Annotated in this window: 15 protein-coding genes; 12 read left to right on the forward strand and 3 right to left on the reverse strand. The window is 68.8% G+C overall.

Features of this window, described 5'->3' with window-relative positions; translation table 11 throughout:
- Positions 1-26: 26 nt before the first annotated feature.
- Complete coding sequence (locus tag ACFQ0E_RS05490) at positions 27-713, forward strand: ubiquinone biosynthesis accessory factor UbiJ (RefSeq protein ID WP_386822672.1); 687 nt, start codon at positions 27-29, stop codon at positions 711-713.
- A complete protein-coding gene (gene ubiB, locus ACFQ0E_RS05495) occupies positions 710-2,368 on the forward strand; it encodes a ubiquinone biosynthesis regulatory protein kinase UbiB (RefSeq protein WP_386822673.1) in 1,659 nt (552 codons plus the stop codon). The genes ACFQ0E_RS05490 and ubiB overlap by 4 nt, the downstream gene beginning before the upstream one ends.
- Positions 2,369-2,413: 45 nt before the next feature.
- Here ubiB and ACFQ0E_RS05500 read toward each other — a convergent pair whose 3' ends face one another.
- Positions 2,414-5,224 (reverse strand): M16 family metallopeptidase, encoded by a 2,811-nt coding sequence (locus ACFQ0E_RS05500; RefSeq protein ID WP_386822674.1) that lies wholly within the window; start codon positions 5,222-5,224, stop codon positions 2,414-2,416.
- Positions 5,225-5,355: 131 nt separating this feature from the next.
- Here ACFQ0E_RS05500 and ACFQ0E_RS05505 point away from each other — a divergent pair, with 131 nt between their 5' ends.
- A complete protein-coding gene (locus tag ACFQ0E_RS05505; RefSeq protein WP_386824046.1) occupies positions 5,356-6,105 on the forward strand; it encodes a pseudouridine synthase in 750 nt (249 codons plus the stop codon).
- On the opposite strand, the gene ACFQ0E_RS05510 is transcribed toward ACFQ0E_RS05505, so the two are convergent.
- Positions 6,106-6,630 carry a DUF2059 domain-containing protein gene (locus tag ACFQ0E_RS05510; RefSeq protein WP_386822675.1) on the reverse strand — a complete coding sequence of 175 codons (525 nt, stop codon included), beginning with the start codon at positions 6,628-6,630 and terminating at the stop codon, positions 6,106-6,108.
- 25 nt (positions 6,631-6,655) lie between these two features.
- Positions 6,656-7,228 carry a hypothetical protein gene (locus ACFQ0E_RS05515; RefSeq protein WP_386822676.1) on the reverse strand — a complete coding sequence of 191 codons (573 nt, stop codon included), beginning with the start codon at positions 7,226-7,228 and terminating at the stop codon, positions 6,656-6,658.
- Positions 7,229-7,365: 137 nt separating this feature from the next.
- Between ACFQ0E_RS05515 and arfB the strand changes: the two genes are divergently transcribed.
- The 9 genes from arfB to ACFQ0E_RS05560 all read left to right on the forward strand — a co-directional run bounded on the left by arfB (position 7,366) and on the right by ACFQ0E_RS05560 (position 16,277).
- Positions 7,366-7,776, forward strand: a complete 411-nt coding sequence (gene arfB, locus ACFQ0E_RS05520) for an alternative ribosome rescue aminoacyl-tRNA hydrolase ArfB (protein WP_386822677.1) — start codon at positions 7,366-7,368, stop codon at positions 7,774-7,776.
- Positions 7,776-8,402, forward strand: coding sequence for a lysophospholipid acyltransferase family protein (locus tag ACFQ0E_RS05525; RefSeq protein WP_386822678.1), 627 nt, complete (start codon positions 7,776-7,778; stop codon positions 8,400-8,402). Before arfB ends, ACFQ0E_RS05525 begins: the two co-directional genes overlap by 1 nt.
- 114 nt (positions 8,403-8,516) lie before the next feature.
- Entirely contained in the window at positions 8,517-9,224 is a 708-nt protein-coding gene (locus ACFQ0E_RS05530) for a hypothetical protein (RefSeq protein ID WP_386822679.1), read from the forward strand.
- 79 nt (positions 9,225-9,303) lie between these two features.
- Positions 9,304-10,971 (forward strand): OmpA family protein, encoded by a 1,668-nt coding sequence (locus ACFQ0E_RS05535; protein ID WP_386822680.1) that lies wholly within the window; start codon positions 9,304-9,306, stop codon positions 10,969-10,971.
- 19 nt (positions 10,972-10,990) lie between these two features.
- A complete protein-coding gene (locus ACFQ0E_RS05540) occupies positions 10,991-11,788 on the forward strand; it encodes an ABC transporter permease (RefSeq protein WP_386822681.1) in 798 nt (265 codons plus the stop codon).
- Positions 11,785-12,639, forward strand: coding sequence for an ABC transporter ATP-binding protein (locus ACFQ0E_RS05545; RefSeq protein WP_386822682.1), 855 nt, complete (start codon positions 11,785-11,787; stop codon positions 12,637-12,639). The genes ACFQ0E_RS05540 and ACFQ0E_RS05545 overlap by 4 nt, the downstream gene beginning before the upstream one ends.
- Before the next feature lie 3 nt (positions 12,640-12,642).
- Positions 12,643-13,527, forward strand: a complete 885-nt coding sequence (locus tag ACFQ0E_RS05550; protein ID WP_386822683.1) for a hypothetical protein — start codon at positions 12,643-12,645, stop codon at positions 13,525-13,527.
- Positions 13,528-13,579: 52 nt separating this feature from the next.
- Positions 13,580-14,278, forward strand: a complete 699-nt coding sequence (locus ACFQ0E_RS05555) for a PspA/IM30 family protein (protein ID WP_386822684.1) — start codon at positions 13,580-13,582, stop codon at positions 14,276-14,278.
- 178 nt (positions 14,279-14,456) lie between these two features.
- The gene (locus ACFQ0E_RS05560; RefSeq protein ID WP_386822685.1) at positions 14,457-16,277 is read left to right on the forward strand and encodes an ATP-binding protein; all 1,821 of its coding nucleotides are present in this window, start codon (positions 14,457-14,459) and stop codon (positions 16,275-16,277) included.
- Positions 16,278-16,445 lie beyond the last annotated feature (168 nt).

Below are 16,445 nucleotides of genomic sequence, written 5' to 3' on the forward strand. Positions count from 1 at the left end.
CCGGCCATCCCCGCTAGAATGCCCGCATGAGTACCTTCCCCCTCGACTGGAAACCGCTGGCCGGCCGCGCGCTAGAAGCGGCGTTGAATCGCGCCATCGACCTCGATCCCGACACCCGCGCCGCATTGCAGCCGCTGGATGGCCGCAGCGTGGTGCTGGCGCTGGACGCACCCGCCGGGCGGGAGGCCGAGCCGCTGGCGTTGCGCATGACCGTCGCCGGCGCGCGGCTGCAGGTGGGCCCGGCCGCCAGCGAAGGCGCGGCGCAGCCCGACCTCGCGGTGCGCAGCACGCTCGGCAGCGTGGTGTCGCTGGGCATGCGGACGCTGCTGCCGCGCCTGCTCGGCACGCCGGCCGACGAGGCCGACGCGATGCCGGTCGGGCGCCTGCGCATCGAGGGCGATGCCGAACTCGCGCGGCGCCTGCAGCGCCTCGCCGAACGCTTCGACCCCGACTGGCAATTGCCCTTCACCCGCGTGTTCGGCGATGTGATCGGCGTGCAGATCGCAAATGCCACAGCCGCTGCGCTGCGCGGGGCGCAGCAGGGCGGGCGCAAGCTCGCCGAGACCACCGCCGAATACCTGACCGAGGAATCGCGCGATGTCGTGCCGCGCGCCGAACTCGACGCCTTCTTCGACGACGTCGACACCCTGCGCGACGATGCCGAGCGCCTCGCCGCGCGCGTGACGCGCCTGCACAAGCGGGTCGGCGCATGAGCGCCGTCCTGCGTGCGGCGCGCATCGGCCGCGTCCTGATCCGCTACCGCCTCGACGACCTGCTCGACGGCACGCCGGCCGAACGCTGGCTCAAGCTCGCCCGCCCGTTCGTGCCGCGCGCCTCGGCCGAGGTCGCCGCGCAGCCGCGCGGCGCGCGTCTGCGCCTGGCGCTGCAGGAGCTGGGGCCGATCTTCGTCAAGTTCGGGCAGATCCTCTCCACGCGCCGCGACCTGATGCCGCCGGACATCGCCGCCGAGCTGTCGCTGCTGCAGGATCGCGTCGCACCGTTCGACGGCGAGGCCGCGCGGCGCATCGTCGAGCAGGCGCTGGGCCAGGACATCCGCGAGGCGTTCGAACATTTCGACACCACGCCGCTGGCCTCGGCCTCGATCGCGCAGGTCCACGCCGCGCGCCTGCCCGGCGGACGCGAGGTCGTGGTGAAGGTGCTGCGGCCGGACATCGAGAAGCAGATCGCCGGCGACATCGCCCTGCTCAACAGCGTTGCGACGCTGGTCGAGCGCGCGCACCCGAACGCCGACAAGATCCGTCCGCGCGAAGTGGTGCGCGAGGTCGAGACCACGCTCGCCGCCGAACTCGACCTGCAGCGCGAGGGCGCGAACGCCTCGGTGATCCGCCGGTTCTGGAAGGATTCGCCCGACCTGTACGTGCCCGAGGTGATCTGGAGCCACACCGCCGAGCGCGCGCTCACGCTCGAACGCGTGCACGGCATTCCCAGCGACGACGTCGCCGCGCTGGACGCCGCCGGCATCGACCGCAAGGCGCTCGCCGCGAAGGGCGTGCGCGTGTTCTACACCCAGGTGTTCCGCGACAACTTCTTCCACGCCGATGCGCACGCCGGCAACATCTGGGTCGACATCGACCCGGCGCGCAAGGCGGACCCGCGCTTCATCGCGATCGACTTCGGCATCGTCGGCCAGCTCTCGACCGAGGACCAGTACTACCTCGCCGAGAACTTCATGGCGATCTTCAACCGCGACTACCGCCGCATCGCCGAGCTGCACGTGCAGGCCGGCTGGATGCCGGCGACGATCCGCATCGACGAACTGGAAGCCGCCGCGCGCGCGGTCTGCGAACCGTACTTCACGCGCCCGCTGTCGGAGATCTCGCTCGCCGAGGTGCTGGTCAAGCTGTTCCGCACCGCGCAGAAGTACGAACTGACCCTGCAGCCGCAGCTGATCCTGCTGCAGAAGACCCTGCTGAACATCGAAGGCGTCGGCCGACAGCTCGATCCGGAGCTCGACATCTGGGCCGTCGCCAAACCGGTGCTGGAGCAGATCCTGGTCGAGCGCTACAGCCCGCAGCGGCTGGTGCGCGACTTCCGCAAGCGCCTGCCCGAGCTGGTGACGCGCGCGCCGGACATGCCGCAGCTGCTGCACGCCTGGCTGAGCCAGCAGGTCGACGGCCGCCACGAGCTGTCGATGCGTTCGCACGACCTCTCCGATCTCGCCACCACGCTGCGCGCGATGCAGCGACGCATCGTCTCGGCAATCCTCGGCACCGGCCTGCTGATCGTCGCGGCGGTGCTCTATGCGCTGGAAGCCGGCGGGCCGTCGATGTTCAGCATTCCCGCCGCCGCGTGGATCGCCGGTGTCGGCGGTCTCTGGGCGCTCGTCGCGGCCTGGCCGAGGCGCTGATGGGCCATGCCTCCCGCGCGCGGGAGGCATGGCTGACCGTGCTGATCACTTCGCAGCAGGCGCGCCGGTCGCGCTTGCGGCCTTCGCCTTCGCGAAATCGCCCGCCGCGAACACGCTGAGGGCCTCCGGACGGATGTGCTTGCGGATCGCCGCGTTGACTTCGTCGACCGTCAGCGCCTGCAGCTTCGCCTCGAACTGCGCGGTCCAGGCCATCGTGCGGTCCATGTAGGCATTGCGCGCCAGCGTGCCGGCGACGCTGCCGTCGCTGGCGCGTCTCTGTTGGCGCTGGGTCAGCAGATCCGTGACCGTCTTCTTCAACTCCTGTTCGGTGACGCCGTCGCGGACGAAGCGCGCCAGTTCCTCGCGCATCGCCGCCTCGGCCTTGTCGATGTTCTGCGGCGCGGCGATCGCCTGCAGGACCAGGCTGCCATTGTCGTCGCGGCGTCCCGGCGCGCTGCCTGCCGACACGGAACTGCTGACGGAATAACTCAGGCCGTCCTTCTGGCGCAGGCGGTCGCCCAGCCGCGAACTCATTGCGCCACCGCCCAGGATGTCGTTGGCGACCAGCAATGCGGGGTAGTCAGGGTCGTTCTCGTTCAACGCGAGATTGCTGCGTGCGATCAGCGTCGCGTTCGCCTTGTCGGGAGTCTCGAAGCGCGCCGTGCGCGCCGGCACCTCGCTGTAGGACATCGGCACGCGCTCGTACGGCGCCGGACTGCGCCAGCCGGCGAACAGCGAATCCAGTTGCGCGCGCATCGTCGCCGGATCGAAATCGCCGACGATCGCGATCTCGCCGCGTGCGGTGCCGTAGACCTCGCGGTGGTAGGCCGCCATGTCCTCGCGCTTGAGCGCACGCAGGTCGGCCAGTTGCTCCTCGATGCTTCGTACACGGTAGGGATGATCCGCCGGCCAGGGATCGAAGTGCATGGCGAGCGCGAGGTTGGCGATGGAAGAGGGCTCCTTCCTTCTGTTTTCCAGTCCCGTGATGGTCTGGAGCCGGAACTGCTCGAATTCCGATTCCGGGAACGACGGTGAGCGCAGCACATCGGCGATCAGGGACAGGGCATCGGGCAGGTGCTCGCGGCGCGACTGCAGCGACACGACGGCCAGCTCTCCGAAGCCGAGGACGTTCGCCGTCGTTTTCAGCGTTTCGAGCCGCTGGGCGATCTGTTCGCGGGTCTGAGTCTGCGTGCCGCGCATCAGCATTTCGCCGATGGCGTATGTCGCCGCGCGCGGGAAGCGACGCTGCGCGTCGACATCGCCGAAGCGGAACCAGGCGCTGACCGACACGGTGTCGCCGCGCGTGTCCTTCGGCAGCAGCGAGACCTTCAGCCCGTCGCCGAGGGTGAAGGTGGTGGTGCGCGCATCGATGTTCGCCGGACTCGGGTCGAAGGTTTCGCCGGCGGCGACGGCGGCCTTGCCCACGTAACCCTTCAGCGCCTCCACGGGCGCGGGGGCGGCGGCGATGTCCACCCGCTCTGGCGCTTCGGTGGGGATGAACCGGCCGATAGTGCGGTTGCTCGGCTTGAAGTAGGTGCGCGCGACGCGGTTGACGTCGTCGACGCTGACGTTCGCGACCTGGTCGCGGCGCAGGAAGAACAGCCGCCAGTCGCCGGCCGCGACGGATTCGGTCAGCGACATCGCGATCGCGTTGACGTTATTGAGCGTGTTCTCGTAGCCGTTGGCGATGCGCTGCTTGGCCTTGGCCACCTCGTCCGCGGTGATCGGCTCGGCGGCGAGGCGGCTTTCGACCTGGCGCAGCAGTTCGGCCTCGGCGCGGGCGAGGTCGCCGTCCTTCGGCGTGACCGCCACCAGGCTGAGCAGGCCACCGTCGCGCAGGTCGCCGTTGCCGCCGCCGGCATACGCCGCCAGCTTGGTCTCCACGAGGGCCTTGTGCAGTCGACCGCCGGGCGCGTCGCCCAGCGCATCCATCAGCACGTCCAGCGCGGCGTTGTCCGGATGCGTATACCCGGGGGTGCGGTAGCCGATGCCGACGACGCGGGTGTCGCCGGAGCGGCGCACCATCACCTCGCGTTCGCCATCCTGGGTGGGCTCGACGGTGTAGAGCCTCGGCAGCGCGTTCGCCGGTCGCTTGAGCGTGCCGAAGCGGGCCTGCACGCGCGCCAGCGTCTTCGCGGGATCGATGCGGCCGGCGACGATCAGCGTGGCGTTGTCCGGCCGGTACCAGGTGCGATAGAAGCCCTGCAGCCGCTCGATCGGCACGTTTTCCACGTCCGAACGCGCGCCGATCGTGCTGTTGCCGTAGTTGTGCCACAGGTACGCAGTGGAACGCAGGCGCTGGAACATGATCCCGGACGGGTTGTTCTCGTTGCGCTCCATCTCGTTGCGGACGACGGTCATCTCGCTGTCGAGATCCTTCTTCGCGACGAAGGAATTCAGCATCCGGTCCGCTTCCAGCGCGAGCAGCCAGTCGAGCGTCTCGTCGTTGGCCGGGAACGAGCCGTAGTAGTTGGTGCGATCGAGCGAGGTCGTGGCGTTCGACTGGATGCCGCGCGCCTTCAGCGCGCCGGGAATGTCCCCGTGGGTCGGCGTGCCCTTGAACAGCAGGTGTTCCAGCAGGTGCGCCATGCCGGTCTCGCCGTAGTTCTCGTGCACCGAGCCGACACCGTACGCGATGTTGACGGTGACCGTCGGCTTGCTCGCGTCGGGGAACAGCAGCACGCGCAGGCCGTTGCCCAGCGTGTATTCGCAGATGCCTTCGACGCAGGGGCCCGCGGCCACGCCCTTCGGCGGCGCGATGCCGTCGCCGGCCAGGGCCAGCGGCGCCGCCAGCGCGAGTGCGCAGGCCAGCGCGAGCGGCCGGACATAGCGACGGACGGGGGACAGGCTCGACATCGGAACTCCTTGGGTTCGGGCTTTCGGGGGCAGCTTTCGGGGGACAATGGCGGATGCTTGCAGATCGCACCGCCCACGCCATGACCCAGAAGTCGTCTCCCGAGTTCCCCGATGCCCCGTCCTCGGGTGCGATGCCCTCAGAGGCGATGCCCGATCCGGTGGTCCCGGCCGAACTGGCCGTGCTGCATCGCGACGACTGGCTGGCGGTGGTCGACAAGCCGGCGGGGCTGATGGTCCACGACAGCGCCCTGGCGCGCGGCGAGACCGACTTCGCCGCCGATCGCCTGCGCGAGCAGTTCGGGCGTCCGATCTTCCTGGTGCATCGCCTCGATCGCGCGACCAGCGGCTGCCTGCTGCTGGCCTTCGACCGCGACACCGCCTCGGCGCTGGGCAAGGTGCTGATGTCGCATGCCTTCGAGAAGGACTACCTCGCGGTCTGTCGCGGCTGGCCGGCCGAGGAAACATTCGAGGTGGATCATCCGCTCGACGGCGGCCCGGGCAAGCCGCAGAAGAAACCGGCCGTGACGCGTTTCCGCAGGCTGGCGACGTGCGAGCTGGCCCTGCCCTCGGCGGCGGCGGCGGGCACCGAATTCCCGACTTCGCGCTACGCGCTGCTGCGCGCGCAGCCGCAGACCGGTCGTTTCCGGCAGATCCGCCGGCACCTCAAGCATCTGTCGCATCATCTGATCGGCGACACCAGCCATGGCGACGGCCGCCACAACCGCGCGTTCCGGATGATGGGCATCCACCGCATGCTGCTGCATGCCGAGCGCCTGCGCTTCATCCATCCGCACAGCGGCGAACGGGTCGACGCGCTGGCGCCGCTGGACGCGGAATTCGCGAAGGCGCTGGCACTGTTCGGCGATGCGTCGCCGGCGTGATCAGTCCTTCTTCGGGCTGGCTTCGGCGTCCTGCTTCGCGGCTTCCAGCTCCTTCTGCATCTGCGCGAGATGCGCCTGCAGCAGGGGCTGCATTTCCTGCATGCCCAGTTCCATCGCCTGCGGCATCTTGCGCATGATCCCGCGCCCGGTCTCGCTGCCGTAGAAGGCGATCATTGCGTCGACTTCGTCAGCCGTAAAAAGCCGACGATAGATCCTGCGGTAGATGGGTCCCATGTTCTCCCAGGACATGAGCCTGCGCAGCGATGCGTTCTGCTGCTTCATCGCGTCGCCCATCACCGTGCGCTGCGCGGGCGTGGCGTCCTCGCCGAGCATCCGTTCGCCCATCTGTGTAGCCATGGTGTCGACCTGCACGAACATCTCGTCCAGCACGCGGCGCATGTCCATCACTTCGATCAGGCGATCGACCTGGGCATCGCTGGGTTCGGTGGCGAAGGCGGAAGGCGCGGCGAAGGCACCGGCCACGGCGAGCAGCAGCGCGGCGGCGCGTGTGCGGACAGAGGTCATCTGGAATCGTTCCGGGACGGTCGGGTCAGCGGCGGCGCACGCCCTGCTCGATCGCCGTGTCGGTGGCCTGCTTCAGGTCCTTGAGCATCGGCAGCAGCAGGGATTCGAGGTTGCGCATCTCCTGCTCGGCATCGCGCATCCCGGTGCGCAGGCGCGTCTCGGGGTCGTTGGCGTCGCTGGTGTTGTAGCGCGAGACGCCGCGCTGTTCGTCGGGATGGCTGCGGTCGAAGGTCGAGCCGTACAGGTCCCGCGACAGCGGGCCGAGCTGGTTCCAGTGGCGGCGGACGAGCCCCTCGGCCTGGTTGCGCAGCTGGATCGCGGCCATGGCGTCGCCGTCGTCGCCGTCGCCCGGATCGCGGCTGCCGTCCTGCTGGGTGCGCACCTGGCGCAGCAGCGCTTCGATTTCCTCGGCGGCGGTGGCGCGCTCCATCGCCGCGATCGAGGTCGGGCGCTCTTCGCGGACCGGTGCCGGGGCTGGGCGCGCACGACCCCCGACGAAGGCGGGGTCGTAGCCGCTGCCGATCGCGGCCGGGTCCTGGGCATGGCCCGGCAGGGCGGCCAGCAGCAAGAGTACGCAGGGCAGGGCGGAACGAAGCATGCGGGGGTCCTCCATGGCGGACTGGCATCATCCGGCAGGCGCGCGCGGACGGTCAACGTGTGCGGTATGCGGGCATCGAACCGGCGCCGGGCCGCCACGATGGCACGCGCTCGTTACAATCGGCCGCGGAGGGCCATGTGGACGCAGGCATCGAAATCCCCGAATCGGAACTGATCGAACGCTTCGTGCGGTCGTCCGGGCCGGGTGGGCAGAACGTGAACAAGGTGGCGACGGCGGTGGAGCTGCGTTTCGACGTGGCCCAGTCGGCGGTGCTGCCCGAGCCCGTGCGCGAGCGCCTCCTCGCCCGTCGCGACCGGCGCATGACCGCCGAGGGCGTGCTGGTCATCAACGCGCAGCGGTTCCGCACCCAGGAGCGCAACCGCCAGGACGCGCGCGAACGCCTGGCCGCGTTCGTCGCCGCCGGGCTGAAGGCGCCGACGCCGCGCATCGCCACCAAGCCGTCGAAGGCCGCCAAGAAGCGGCGGCTGGACGACAAGCGCCAGCGATCCGGCGTGAAGCGCCAGCGCGCGACGAAGGACTGGGACTGATGGCCGCCCCCGAGGCAGCGCCCTCGCAGGGGGCGGACCGCCCCGTCGTCCTCCCGCTGCCGCCGCAGGTGCCGCGCGTCCGGTCGGGCCGGGCGTTGCGCTGGATCGCGCGCAGCCTGCTGCGCCTGGGCGGCTGGCGCATGGCCGGCAGCTTCCCGGATATCCCGAAGCTGGTCCTGATCGGCGCGCCGCACACCTCGAACTGGGACGGCATCTGGGGGATGCTGGTGAAAGTCGCCCTGGGCCTGGACATCCGCATCTTCGCCAAGCGCGAGCTGTTCTGGTGGCCGCTGGGCCCGATCCTGCGCGGCCTCGGCGTGATTCCGGTCGACCGCACCGCCGCGCGCGGACTGATCGAGCAGATGCTGGAACGCTTCGAGCGCGAGGACCGCTTCTGGCTGGGCATCGCGCCCGAAGGCACGCGCAAGCGCGTCGAACGCTGGAAGCCGGGCTTCTGGAAGATCGCCAGCGCCGCCGGCGTGCCGGTGCTGCCGGCCTACTTCCACTACCCCGAGAAGATCATCGGCATCGGCGAACCCTTCCACCTGACCGGCGACATGGATGCCGACATGGCCCGCATCCGCGCCTGGTACGCGCCGTGGCGGGGCAAGCATCGCGGGGTCTGAGCCCGGCAGCGCGCGCATCCGGAGGTGTGACATCCGTCACCGCTGGATTTGTCCCCCCGGTACCTTATTCTTGCGTTGGACGCATTCGCGCAATTCAGATTCCCCGGGGACCGCATGGCGACACTGAAGAAGATCCTGGAAGCCGCACGCCTGATCGAATCGAGCGAGCCGCCGGCCCCGCCGGCGCCAGCGGCCGAGGACAGCGACATCGACGCGATCATCCGCCGCGCCGCCGAGGCCGAGAGCCGCGCCACGGGGTCGCCGCCACCGATGCCCGCCGCCGATGACGCCGCCGCGCCCGCCACCCCCGGCGTGGAGGAGGGCCTGGACTTCGCCGAGATCTTCGCCCGCCAGGGCGTGGTCGATGCCGGATTCCCGGTCGAGCGCCTGATCAAGCTGGTCGACGGCCTGAAGGCCCTGGACCCCACCACCCGCCGCGCCGCCATCACCGCGATGGACGTCGCCGACGAAACCTGGTCGATGGACCAGGTGCTGGCCGACGCCGACGCCAAGATCGCCGCCCTGCGCGGCCACCAGCGCCACCTGCAGGGCAATGCCGACGCCCTGGTGCGCGCGAACCAGGCGCGGATCGCCGAGCTCGAAAGCGGCCGCGACGCCCGCCTGGCCGACCTGCGCCAGCAGATCGCCGTCCTGGAGGCGCAGATCCAGGATGCGGTCGGCGCCACTGCGGCCGACATCGCGCGGCTGCAGTCCGAATCCGAATCGAACAAGGCCGCGCTGGCCCGCGAGACCCAGCGCCTGGATGCGCAGGTGCTGAGCCTGGAGGAACTGGCCGCCCAGTTCCGCGCACCGGCGAAGTGACGCCGTCCCGACCTGCCTCCATCCCGTACTCCATCCAGACTTCCGTCTCCACTCCGTTTTCGTCCCCCAGGAGCGCCACATGGCCGTCAAGCTCACCCCCTTCGCCAAGATCCTGATCGGCGCGATCGTCGTCGTCGGTTCCGGCTCGGTCGTCTGGAACCTCTACAAGAACCGCAAGGCCGAAGGCGGCGACGCGCCGGCCGTGACCGCGCAGGCCGACGGCAAGCCGGCCAGCGCCGCCGCCTACAGCAGCAAGGGCGACGGTCCGCTGGGCTCGTCCGGCAACCCGCTGAAGGTCAGCATCGTCAGTTTCCACGGCTATGCCCCGGCGCTGGTCGCCAACGGCCAGAGCCTGACCACGAAGCCGGGCTCGCTCTTCGACAAGGAAGGCCTTAACGTCGAATTCGTCATCCAGGACGACATTCCGACGTTGTCGACCATCTTCGAGGCCGGCACCGCGCAGTGCGTCTGGCGCACCTCCGATTTCTGGGCGCAGGAGCAGCCGAACCTGCGCAACAGCGGCCACGACGGCCGCGCCGTCATGATCGTCGACAACACCCGCGGCGCCGACGCGATCATCGCCAAGGATCCGTCCATCCGCACCGTCGAGGATCTCGCCGGGAAGAAGGTCGCGATGCTGCAGTTCACGCCGTCGCACGGCATGACCATCGACGCGGTCGACAACTCCTCGCTGTCCGCGCGGAAGAAGCAGAGCATCGAATACGTGTTCATCGGCGCCGAGGAAGGCACCGCCGGCGTCCGCGCCGCGCTGGAATCGGGCAACGTCGACGCCGCCGCGCTGTGGGATCCCGACCTCTCGCTCGCGCTGCGCGCGACCCGGGGCCACGTGGTCTATTCCACCCGCACCGCGTCCAACCTCATCTTCGACGTGATCGTCTGCGACAAGCGCGTCCTCGACAGCGAGGAAGGCGCCGCCGCCGTGCAGAAGCTGGTGAACGGCTGGATGGCCGGTGTCGAAGCCGCCAAGGCCAACCCCGACGGCGCGGTCGACGCACTGGTGAAAACCGAGGAATTCTTCACCCTGCTCGCCAAGGACGAAGGCAAGGGCTTCGTGAAGAAGCTGTTCGACAACCTGCTGTGGACCGGCGTGGCCGACAACGCGCGCATCCTCGGCCTGGCCGGCGACACCAACCACTACGCCCGCGTGTACCAGCGCTTCGACCAGATCTACCGTGCCGCCGGCGCTCTGGCCAACCCGAAGTCGCCGGTGATCAATCCGGCCGACAGCTTCGACACCCGCTTCATCCGCAAGCTCTACGACGCCAGCACCGCCGCGCAGGTCGAAGCGAAGAAGGAAGAGGTCTTCACAGAAGCCGCGCGCGAGGAAGCCGTGCAGGCCGCGCCGGCCGAAGTCACCAAGCCGGTGACCGTGAACTTTGCCAGTGGCCAGGCGGGGCTGACCAAGCGCGCCGAGCGCACAATCGACACCGAGATGGTGCCGTTCATCGAGAACAACGGCGGTGCCTATTTCGAGATCAGCGGCAACACCGACAGCACCGGCAACGCGGCCGTCAACGATCGCCTGTCGCGCGCGCGCGCCGAGGCCGTGGTTGACTACCTGACCAGGCAGTGGGAGTTCCCGCGCGAGCGCTTCAAGATCGTCGGCAACGGTTCGAGCAAGCCGCTGTGCGACGAGAACAACCCGCAGTCCGAAGGCGTGGGCCTGGACGGTTGCCGCGAGATGAACCGTTCGACCCGCATCGCGGTCTACGGCGCGCGTCCGTAAGCACGGGAGCCACGGAACCATGGCCAGCCCCTGGAATCCCTACGCCGCGCTGTCCGCCGGCACGCGGCGGCAGCTCGGCTTCGCCGGTGTCGCGGTCGTGCTGCTGGCGTGGTTCGCGCTCAGCGCCAGCGGCTGGATCAGCCGCAACAAGCTGCCTTCGCCGATCGCGGTGTTCGACGCCCTGAGCTACCTGGCTTGGAGCGACGGCAAGAGCCTGCTGCTGCCGGCGATCCTGTCCTCGGTCGGTCGCGTGGCCATCGCTGGCCTGCTGGTGGTGCTGATCGGCGTGCCGCTCGGCATCCTCATGGGCGCCTCGCCGAAGGTGAACGCCTTCCTCTCGCCGCTGGTGGATCCCTTCCGCTCCGCGCCGGTGGTCGCGCTGCTGCCCATCCTCGTGATGTGGCTGGGCATCGACGAGGAGGTGAAGATCGCGTTCCTGTTCCTCGGCGCGGCGGTCTACCTGGTGCCGATGGTGCGCGACGCGATCCAGGCCGTGCCGCAGAGCCACTGGGTCGGCGCCCGCGACCTCGGCGCCACGCCGTGGGAATGCATCCGCCACGCGGTGGTGCCGATCGCGATGCCGCGCATCGCCGACGCCATCATCGTCAGCGTCTCGGTGATGTGGACCTACATCACCGTCGCCGAATACGTGAACGCGCAGTCCGGCCTCGGTCAGCTGATCCAGAACTCCAAGCGCTTCAGCGCGATGGACCAGGTGTTCGCCGGGATCATCGTGATCATGGCCCTCGCGCTGCTGACGTACCAGCTGATGCGCCTGGCCAAGCGCCGCTTCTATCCGTGGGAGACCCAGGCATGACCGCCACGCAGGGCAAGGGCGCGGCCGCCAAGCCTGCAGCCATCATTTCGCTCGAACACATCGTCCAGGAATACCCGCGTCCCGAAGGCGGCGTGAACCGCGTCGTCGACGACCTGAGCCTGCGCTTCGAGGGTCCGAGCATCAACATGCTGCTCGGCCCGTCCGGCTGCGGCAAGAGCACGCTGCTGTACATGATGGGCGGCGTGCGGCCGATGAACGTCCCGGTGCCCACCAGCGGCAGCGTGAACATCGACGGCGAACCCTGCACCGATGCCCACGACGATGCGGTGATGGTGTTCCAGCGCTACGCCAACCGTCCGGACCTGAGCGTCCACGACAACGTCGCGTTTCCGTTCCGGCTCGGCCTGTGGCGCGATCGCGTCCCGGCGGCCGAACGTCGCGACCGCGTGATGCACATGCTCGAAGCAGTGGGCCTGGCCGACAAGGCGAAGCTGCATCCCAGCCAGCTGTCCGGCGGGCAGAACCAGCGCATCGCCCTGGCGCGCGCGCTGGTGCTCAAGCCACGCATCCTGCTGATGGACGAACCCTTCGGCGCGCTCGACGCGCAGACCCGCGAAGACATGCAGCAGCTGCTGGTGAAGCTGTTCCAGGAACATCCCTGCCTGATCGTGTTCGTCACCCACGACGTGACCGAGGCGCTGCTGCTCGGCGACCGCGTGGTCGTCCTGTCGACGCAGCCGGCGCGCGTCGCCGACGACTTCACCATCGCCACGCCCAAGCCGCGCGACAGCGGCTGGCTGCGCATGCCCGAAGCCGCCGCGCTGGAGCAGCGCATCCTCAGCCGCCTGCACCAGGCCACCGGCAAGGGCAACGTGCGGGTGAGCGTGTAACGCATGTCAGCCACGCCGAAGCCCGTGAGCTACCTCCGCGCCTGGCTCACCAGCCAGGCCAACGTCATGACCCTGCTCGGCGGCGGCCTGGCCGCCGCCATCGCGTCCATCCCGGCCGGTGGCGCCGGCGCACTTGGCGCACTGGTCGTGCTCGGCGCGGTGCAGACCCTGCTCGCCCTGGTCATCCCGGACCTGCCGAAGTTCCGCAGCAAGGTGGACAGAAACGCGCGACGCGGCGCCATCGACCAGCGCCGCGCGCAATTGCAGCAGGAGCTCTTTTCCCTGCATGGCGGCATGGAGCGCGTGGTCGGCATGGGCATGTGGCAGAAATACCTGGCCATCGTCGAGCGTTCCGACGTGCTGTACCGCATCGCCGGCGAAGCGCAGAGCCAGCTCTCCTACGACGACGCCGAGCGCGTCGACAAGGCGTCGGTCGACTTCCTCGCGCTCTGGCTTGCGCAGATGACGATCAAGGAACGCCTGCGCAGTGGCGAGGAAGCCACCATCGATCGCCGCCTGCGCGAGGCCGAACAGGCGCTGGCTCAGGTCGATGCGCAGGATCCGCGCTACCGCCACCTGAAGATGGCGCGCGACGACTACGCCGCGATCAAGCTGCGCCACGACAAGCTCGCCGCGCGACGCATGTCGATCGATGCCGCGCTGGTCTCGCTGCCCGACCAGGTCGAAGAGGTCTACCAGCTCGTCGTCGCCAGCCCGTACTCCAGCACGCTCGGCTCGAAGCTCGGCGAATCGCTGTCGCGCCTGCAGCTGGAGGAAGACATCGAGCTGGAGCTGTCGCAGAACGACCTCGACAGCGACTACTTCAAGACCGGCGCCGCCGGTGCCAAATCCATGGCCGCCCGCCAGGCGGCGAGGGCGGCGAAATGATCCGCGTCCATTCCATCCCCCGAACACACCAAGCTGCAACCAGGAGACACTCATGAACCTCTTCAGCCGACTCGCCAACCTCGTGCGCGGCTTCTTCTCGCTCTTCGTCACCGGGCTGGAGCAGCAGCACCCCGAGATCGCGTACGAGAACGCGATCAACACCATGATCGAGAAGTACAACAAGCTCAAGAACGCCACTGCCGGCCTGATCCGCCTGCGCGAGGACGCTGCCGATCGCCTGCAGAAGGCGCAGGCGCAGCAGAAGGAGCTGAGCGCGATGCTCGAACAGGCGATGGCGACCGGTCAGGACGACCTCGCGGTCGAACTGATCGAGCGCAAGGACGCCGTCGACGCCGACATCGCTTCGCTGCAGGCCGAACTCGAGGCCGCCGAGAAGGACGTCGACACCGCCAAGACCGCGCTGACCGACGTGAAGGGCGAGATCGGCAAGCTCAAGGCCGAGAAGGACCGCATGCTCGCCAAGATGCAGAGCGCGCAGGCGCGCACCCGCATCAACGACCAGCTCGAAGGCCTGTCCGTCGACGCCGAACTGCGCGCGCTGGAGAACGTCCGCACCGGCATCAAGGACACCATCGCCAAGGCCAAGCTCGGCGACGAACTGCGCGAGTCGGACCTCGACACCCGCCTGAACGCGCTCAAGGCCAGCAGCAGCAAGGCCACCGCGCGCGCCAAGCTCGAAGCGATGAAAAAGGATCGCGCTGCGGCATCGGACGCGAACCGGACGATCTGATCGCAAGCGTTTTGAAGCCCTCCCCTTCAAGGGGAGGGTTTGGGTGGGGATGGGGTCGAAGGTTCTCATGCGCACAGTCGCTACGCGTCAGCGGAACCCATCCCCACCCCGGCCCTCCCCTTGAAGGGGAGGGAGAAGCACGGCCCGCGCCATCTGCCGTTCCAAGGAGTTAGCCACCATGACCACCCTCAACGGCACGCCGTCCAGCGGCTCCCCGCTTCCGCACTGGGCCGACGAACTCAAGCGTCGCTACCTCGCCGGCGAGGCCGGGCTGTTCATCCTGCACGGCAATGTCCATGACGGCGTGCCGCACGAGGGCAAGCTGCAGCCCTTCTCCGACTACGTGCACGACGTGGTGCTGGCGGCGAAGCCGCAGCGCTACGAACTCGCGCTGCGCCACGCCGGGCTGAAACGGCGCGGCGAGGGCACCAAGCCGGTCGATGGCGGCGACTCCCTGCTTGAAGGCATGGCCAACCTCGAACTGCGCATGCGCACCGGCGACGGCATCGCCCTGGCGCTGCCGCATGCCGGCGATCTCGTGCCGAACGCCGAGACCACCTTCCTCAGCACCGACGAACGCGGCCTGCTGGAGATCTTCCACGACTGGTCGCTCAGCGGCCTGCTGCTGCAGCGCAACCACATCGTCGTGCTGCTGTGCGCCTCGCTGTCGGAAATCCATCCCTCGCTGAACACCAATCCGCGCATCTGCGCGATCGAGGTCGCGTACCCGGACGAACCCGCACGGATGCAGCTGGTCGCGCAGTCCGCGCCGCACATGGCACCGGAGCAGCAGGCGCTGGTCGCCAAGCACACCGCCGGCCTGCGCCTCCTGGAGATCGACAGCATCGTCGCCGAACGCCCCGCCGCCGGTTTGCCCGAGGCGGAGCGCAAGGCGCTGGCGCTGCAGCTGCTCGGCGACGCGCCCGATGCGCAGCAGCGCGCCGAGATGTATGCGGGCGTCACCGCCGGCAAGACCCGCGAGGAAATCGCCTTCATGATCCTCGGTCACGCCGCGCCGGCGTCGAACGAGGATCCGCTCGACGCGATGCTCGCGATCATCGGCGAACGAAAGCGCGAGATCATCCAGCGCTCCTGCGGCGACCTCATCGAATTCCTCGATCCCTCGTACGGGCTCGACGCGGTCGGCGGCTACGACCAGATCAAGGCCGAGCTGATGAAGATCGCTGCCACGATCAAGACAGGCGACCGCAAGCTCGCGCCGATGGGTCTGCTCGCGGTCGGCCCGATGGGCGTGGGCAAGACCTTCGTCATCAAGGCCTTCCTGAAGGAAGCCGGCCTGCCCGGCGTGGTGCTGAAGAACTTCCGCTCGAAATGGGTCGGTTCCACCGAGTCCAACCTCGAACGCGTGCTCAAGATCATCCGCGCGATGAGCCCGATCGCGCTGGTCATCGACGAAGGCGACCGCAGCTTCGGCAACGGCGAAGGTGGCGACAGCGACGGCGGCACCTCCTCACGCGTGATCGCGCGGATCAAGGACTTCATGTCCGACACCGCCAACCGCGGCCACGTGCTGACGATCCTGATGACCAACCGACCGGACAAGCTCGACGTCGACATCAAGCGCCCGGGCCGCCTCGATCGGAAGATTCCCTTCTTCTACGTCGACACCGGCGAGGACCGCCTGCGCATCGTCCGCGCGATCCTCAAGCGCAACGGGGTCGAACTTGCCGACGACAGCATCGCCGCGCTCGGCGATGCCTTCGCTGGCCTCGACGGCTATTCCAACGCCGACCTCGAAGCCATCGCCTTGCTCGCGCTCGACATCGCCCGCAACGACGGCGTCGCGCTCGCCGCCACGCACCTGGAGCAGGCGATCGCCGACTTCATCCCGCCGCAGCACACCGACACCATCCAGCTCATGGAACTGCTCGCCGTGCAGGAATCCTCGCGCCGCAGCCTCCTGCCGGAACGCTTCGCCAAGCTCGCCCCGTCGGAAGTCTCTGAACTGATCGGAGAGTTGAAGCGGCGGGTGAGATGAGTTTCCGCAGCAACCACTCAAGCGCCAGTCAAACGCACGTCATCCTCGCGCAAGCGAGGACCCATACTTGATCATTACGGATGGTTGGGTCCTCGCTTGCGCGAGGATGACGATGCTTTTTGCTGCAGGCATTGTCGCGGCCGAACCGAAACGATCCGGATGACAGCG

The sequence above is a fragment of the Lysobacter brunescens genome, assembly GCF_042677005.1.
Taxonomy (GTDB): Bacteria; Pseudomonadota; Gammaproteobacteria; order Xanthomonadales; family Xanthomonadaceae; genus Lysobacter_I; species Lysobacter_I brunescens.